Source organism: Nocardia farcinica (assembly GCF_029867845.1).
Taxonomy (GTDB): domain Bacteria; phylum Actinomycetota; class Actinomycetes; order Mycobacteriales; family Mycobacteriaceae; genus Nocardia; species Nocardia farcinica_A.
Genome location: NZ_JARWRU010000774.1, coordinates 1 through 5033 on the forward strand (window position 1 = coordinate 1; position 5033 = coordinate 5033).

The 5033-nt window shown below is 71.9% G+C and carries 6 protein-coding genes; 2 read left to right on the forward strand and 4 right to left on the reverse strand.

What is annotated here, in order from left to right; translation table 11 throughout:
* The 4 genes from QH283_RS16965 to QH283_RS16980 form a co-directional block, all read right to left on the reverse strand.
* A partial coding sequence (locus QH283_RS16965) for a 1,4-dihydroxy-2-naphthoate polyprenyltransferase (RefSeq protein ID WP_280503962.1) occupies window positions 1-585 on the reverse strand: 585 nt, incomplete at its 3' end.
* Window positions 586-757: 172 nt separating this feature from the next.
* The gene (gene menE / locus QH283_RS16970) at window positions 758-1894 is read right to left on the reverse strand and encodes an o-succinylbenzoate--CoA ligase (protein WP_280503967.1); all 1137 of its coding nucleotides are present in this window, start codon (window positions 1892-1894) and stop codon (window positions 758-760) included.
* Window positions 1895-2218: 324 nt separating this feature from the next.
* Window positions 2219-2611 (reverse strand): VOC family protein, encoded by a 393-nt coding sequence (locus QH283_RS16975; protein ID WP_280503963.1) that lies wholly within the window; start codon window positions 2609-2611, stop codon window positions 2219-2221.
* 62 nt (window positions 2612-2673) lie between these two features.
* Entirely contained in the window at window positions 2674-3567 is an 894-nt protein-coding gene (locus QH283_RS16980) for a 1,4-dihydroxy-2-naphthoyl-CoA synthase (protein WP_280503964.1), read from the reverse strand.
* Window positions 3568-3673: 106 nt separating this feature from the next.
* Here QH283_RS16980 and QH283_RS16985 point away from each other — a divergent pair, with 106 nt between their 5' ends.
* Both QH283_RS16985 and QH283_RS16990 read left to right on the forward strand, forming a co-directional pair.
* Entirely contained in the window at window positions 3674-4417 is a 744-nt protein-coding gene (locus tag QH283_RS16985; RefSeq protein ID WP_280503965.1) for a PaaI family thioesterase, read from the forward strand.
* Between the two features lie 108 nt (window positions 4418-4525).
* Window positions 4526-4972, forward strand: coding sequence for a DUF6918 family protein (locus QH283_RS16990; protein ID WP_280503966.1), 447 nt, complete (start codon window positions 4526-4528; stop codon window positions 4970-4972).
* Window positions 4973-5033: the final 61 nt, after the last annotated feature.

Consider the following 5033-nt stretch of genomic DNA (forward strand, 5'->3'; position numbering starts at 1 on the left):
GGTGGGGATGTCGCGCAGATTGTTGGCCACCAGCACCGCGCTGGAGAACGAGCCGACGCCGACGGCCAGCGCGACGCCCACCCAGTCGATCCGTTCGGCCTGCACGAACTGGGTGCCGAGCACGGCCACCAGGCCGAAGAACACGAACACCGCGACCTCGCCGAACCCGCTGTAGCCGTAGGGCTTGCTGCCACCGGTGTAGAACCAGGCGCCCGCCAGGCAGGCCGCCCCGATCAGCAGCAGCCACCAGGCGGTGGTGAACACCAGCACCAGACCGAGCACCGCGCCCACCGCCAGGCACCCCACCGCCGCGGCCTTCACCGCGTTGGGTGAGGCCAGCCCCGAGCCGACCAGCCGCAGCGGACCGACCCGCTCGTCGTCGGTGCCGCGCACGCCGTCGGAATAGTCGTTGGCGTAGTTGACGCCGAGGATCAGCGCCACCGAGAGCAGCAGCGCCACACCGGCTTTCCACCACACCACGGCGTCGAGCGCGGCGGCCGCGCCGGTGCCGGCGATCACCGGGGCGATAGCGTTCGGCAGGGTGCGCGGCCGCGCCCCCTCGATCCATTGCGCTGCTGTTGCCATGCGGGCAGCCTAATCCGCGCTCACGCCGCGCTCTCGACGGCGGCCCCGAGCCGGGCGAGGCCCGCGTCGAAATCCTCGGCGAGAGAGCGGTCGACGGGCACCGCCGAGGCCGGGCCCCGACCGGCGGGCACGCCCGCGGAAACGCGGCGGTGCTCCTCGGAGAGGGCGCCGGTCAGGTGGTGCTGCGCGACATCAGCAGCTCGCGCAGGCGGTGCCGGTCCGGTTTGCCCGGCCCGTGCAGCGGCAGCTCGTCGACCACGGCCAGTTCGCGCGGGGCGGAGGTGGGGTCGAGTTCGCGTTCCACGTGGACGCGCAGTTCGTCCAGGGTGGGCGCGGCGCCCGCGGCGGGGACAACGGCCACGGCGACGCGCTGGCCGAGCCGGTCGTCGGGCAGGCCGAGGACCGCGCACTCGCTGATCGAGGGATGGGTGACCAGCACCGCCTCCACGACCTGCGGGATGACCAGCAGGCCGCCGGTGAGGATGGCCTCGTCCAAGCGGCCGGTGACCCGCAGCACGCCGTCGTCCAAGGTGCCCGCGTCGTGGGTGCGGAACCTGCCGGGCGCGGCGTTGGGGGGTTGGTGGGGCTGACCGCTATTGCCGGGGGCGATCATCGGGCCGCCGAGCACGACCCTGCCGTCGTCGATGCGGACCTCGGTTCCGGTCAGCGGAACACCGTCGTAGACGCAGCCGCCGCAGGTCTCGCTCATGCCGTAGGTGCGCACCACGTTGATGCCGAGCGCGGTGGCCCGCTCGTAGACCGGGGCCGGGGTGGCGGCGCCGCCGACGAGCACCGCGTCCAGATCGGCCAGCGCGGCGGCGGCGTCGGGCTCGTCGAGCGCCTTGATGAGCTGGGTGGGCACCAGGGCGGTGTAGCGGCGGTCGCCGCGCATGCCGGAGATCGCGCCGACCAGCGCCTCGGGCAGGAAGCCGCCGGAGACGTCGAGCACGGCGGGCTCGGTGCCCGCCAGGATGCTGCGCAAGAGCACCTGCAGACCCGCGATGTGATGGGTGGGCAGCGCGAGCAGCCAGCTGCCGGGGCCGCCGAGCCGTTCGTGGGTGGCGGTGCCGCTGGCCCGCAGCGCCGAGGCGCTGAGCATCGCGCCCTTGGGCACACCGGTGGTGCCGGAGGTGGTGACCACGAGCGCCACGTCGTCGTCGATGGGCTCGCCGGGGGCCAGCGCGTCGGCGAGCCTGCGCGCCTCCCTGCGGTCGGAGGTCGGGATGGGCAGCCAGGCCGGACCGTGGTCGCCTTCCAGCGCCTCACGCAGGTGCGGGAGCACGTCCACCACGCCCGATCCCGTCGGCATGGGCAGTGTTCGCAGGGTGTTGCTCACGACGCCACCTCGTTCCAGCTCATGGTTCGCCCGCAGCAGGACCTCACGACCGCGATGGTGTAATGTCCGCGGGTCCGCACCGGGATGGGGGCGGACCCCCGGGCGTTGAGTGCGGGGGGCCGGTCATCGGGACTGCGATTCACTCGACAGGGATTCACTCGACAGGGCGGGGCTCGACAGGCCCCGGGCATCGGCGGCCGGGAGCCGTTTACGGGGTAATCGTCCCCGGCGGGTGGGCGAAAGGCAACTCGGTGCCGAGCCGCCCGTCACCTGTCCCGCCCGCCCGCCGGAGCCGGTTCAGTCCTCTGACCAGCGGGAATCGCGCCGCAGTGGGTGCTCGGCCGGAATCTGGACCAGGACGATCGGCACTCCGTCTGGGTCTTTGGTCCACAGTTCGATCAGGCCCCACGGCTCTTGTTTCGGGCCGCGGTCGATCGCGATGCCCTTGTCCGCCAGTTCGGCCGCGGCCGCCGCCGCGTCACGCACCTGCAACCACAGCGCGCCGGAGAAGGTGCTCGGTTCGTCGCTGCCGCCGTGCGCGGCGATCTCGACGAGCGACTGCCCGGCGAACAACACCGTGCCGCCCGGGTACTCCCTGGCGACGGCGAGGCCGAGGCCGTCGCGGTAGAAGGCGAGAGTGGCCTCGTAGTCGCGCGGGCGCAGGATCACCCGGCTGCCGAGGATGTCCATGGCGGTCGTCCCTTCGGTTGGGGCCGTGCCCGCCGATCGCGCGGGCGGGCCCGGCGTTCGGCTCAGAAGTACCAGGGGTAGGGGGTCCAGTCGGGGGCGCGCTTCTCCAGGAAGGCGTCGCGGCCCTCCACGGCCTCATCGGTCATGTAGGCCATGCGGGTGGCCTCGCCCGCGAACAGCTGCTGGCCGACCAGACCGTCGTCGAGCAGGTTGAAGGCGTACTTGAGCATGCGCTGGGCCTGCGGCGACTTGCCGTTGATGTCGGCGGTCCACTCCAGCGCCTCGGCCTCCAGCCGGTCGTGGTCGACCACCTTGTTGACCGCGCCCATCCGGTGCATCTCCTCGGCGGTGTAGGCGCGGCCGAGGAAGAAGATCTCGCGGGCGAACTTCTGGCCGACCATCTTGGCCAGGTAGGCGCTGCCGTAGCCGCCGTCGAAGGAACCGACGTCGGCGTCGGTCTGCTTGAAGCGGGCGTGCTCACGGCTGGCCAGCGTCAGGTCGCAGACCACGTGCAGGCTGTGGCCGCCACCGGCCGCCCAGCCGTTGACCAGGGCGATCACCACCTTGGGCATGAACCGGATGAGCCGCTGCACCTCGAGGATGTGCAGGCGTCCCGCGCGCGCCGGATCGACCGTCTCGGCGGTCTCGCCGCTGGCGTACTGGTAGCCGCTGCGGCCGCGGATGCGCTGGTCGCCGCCGGAGCAGAAGGCCCAGCCGCCGTCCTTGGGGCTCGGGCCGTTGCCGGTGAGCAGCACCGCGCCGACGTCGGAGGTCATCCTGGCGTGGTCGAGGGCCCGGTAGAGCTCGTCGACGGTGTGCGGGCGGAAGGCGTTGCGCACCTCGGGCCGGTCGAAGGCCACCCGGACCGTGCCCTGCTCGATGTGCCGGTGGTAGGTGATATCGGTCAGGTCTTCGAATCCGGGGACCGGTCGCCACTGCTTGGGATCGAAAGTCACGCCGGTGATTATCGCCCCGCCCGGATGTGAGCAAGCTCGCGCCACGGTCGCGCATCTCACCACCCCGTCGGCTTGACGGTGTAAAACGACGCGATACCGTGCAGGTATGAGCGAGGAAGTGACACCTGTTCCTGTCGACGCGACCGTCTCCGCCGCAGCGGCGGCCGGCAACGGCGCGGCGGGATCTCTCGGCACGGGCACGGCCACGAGCGCGCGCATCGACACCAGCGCGATCGACCCCGACCGCTACGAGTCCCACGGCGGCTTCCCCAAGATCGCTCCCGCTCGGCCCGGCCCGGAATTCGGGCCGTTCGTGGAAGCCATGCGCACGTTGCAGGATCTGGCCGTCTCCGCCGACGCGCCCGACGAGGTCTACGGCGCCGCCCGCGCCAAGGCGCGCGAACTGATCGATCTGCTCGAGCCCTATCGCGCGCCGGAGGGGCATTCGCCCGCCGGACGTTCGGTCGAACTGCCCGGCCGCGGAAGTTTGCTGATGCTGCCGTGGACGGTGCTCGAGGCGGGCCCGGAAGGCATCACCAGCACCGGTGTGTTCCGCCGCTATCACCTGGGCGGCAACGGCGCCGCGCACGGCGGTGTGCTGCCGCTGCTGTTCGACGACCTGTTCGGCATGGTCGTGCACTACGCGGGCAGGCCGATCAGCCGCACCGCGTACCTGCACGTCAACTACCGCAAGGTGACTCCGCTGGAGACGCGACTGACCGTCACCGGCCGTGCCGACCGCATCGAGGGGCGAAAGACCTTCGTCACCGCGGAATTGCGCGACGAGCAGGGCGAAGTGCTCGCCGACGCCGAAGGATTGATGATCCAGCTGCTGCCGTGGCAGCCATGATCGGCCCGGCTGCGCGCCGTTAGCCGGGCTTCCGTCGCGTGCGCGGGCGCGCCTGTGCGTATAGTGGCGTGCGCTCGTTCATCGACATCAATTCGGAGGACCCTCAAAGTGGTTGCAGCACTGCCTGAATCCCTGCTCGACGACGCGAAGCGCTCGGCCTTCCTTGCCGAAGCCAAGGAGGTTCTGGACGCCGAGGTGTCGGACAAGGGCGGCGCGTCGGGCCTTGCCGTCAAGGGCGGCTACGCGGCCGTGAACAAGCTCGGCCCGTCGATCGTGCCCGACGCCCTGGAGTCGTTGGCGCCCAAGCTGCTCGAGCAGCTGCAGCCGTACTGGGCCGAGTACCAGGCCGCGGGCACCGGCACCTTCGCCGACCTGCTCGTCTCCAAGTCCGACGCCGTCGCCGAGTCGCTGCTGGCCGTCACCGACGCGCGCGCCGAGCAGTCCAGCCGCCCGGCCCTGCAGAAGGTGTACAACTCGCTGCGCTCCTCGGCGAAGAAGCACGTGATCGAGGCCCTGCCGCGGGTCGGCGATCTGGTGCAGAAGCACGCGGGCTGACCGGCACCGGTCGAGCGGGGGGGGGGGGGGGGCCGCGCGGGCCCCCCCCCCGCGGGGGGGT

Coding starts and splice junctions, on each gene's coding strand:
- QH283_RS16975 (WP_280503963.1), bottom strand. CDS start 2,611: ATGGACATCCTCGGCAGCCGGGTGATCCTGCGCCCGCGCGACTACGAG.
- QH283_RS16985 (WP_280503965.1), top strand. CDS start 3,674: ATGAGCGAGGAAGTGACACCTGTTCCTGTCGACGCGACCGTCTCCGCC.
- menE (WP_280503967.1), bottom strand. CDS start 1,894: ATGCCGACGGGATCGGGCGTGGTGGACGTGCTCCCGCACCTGCGTGAG.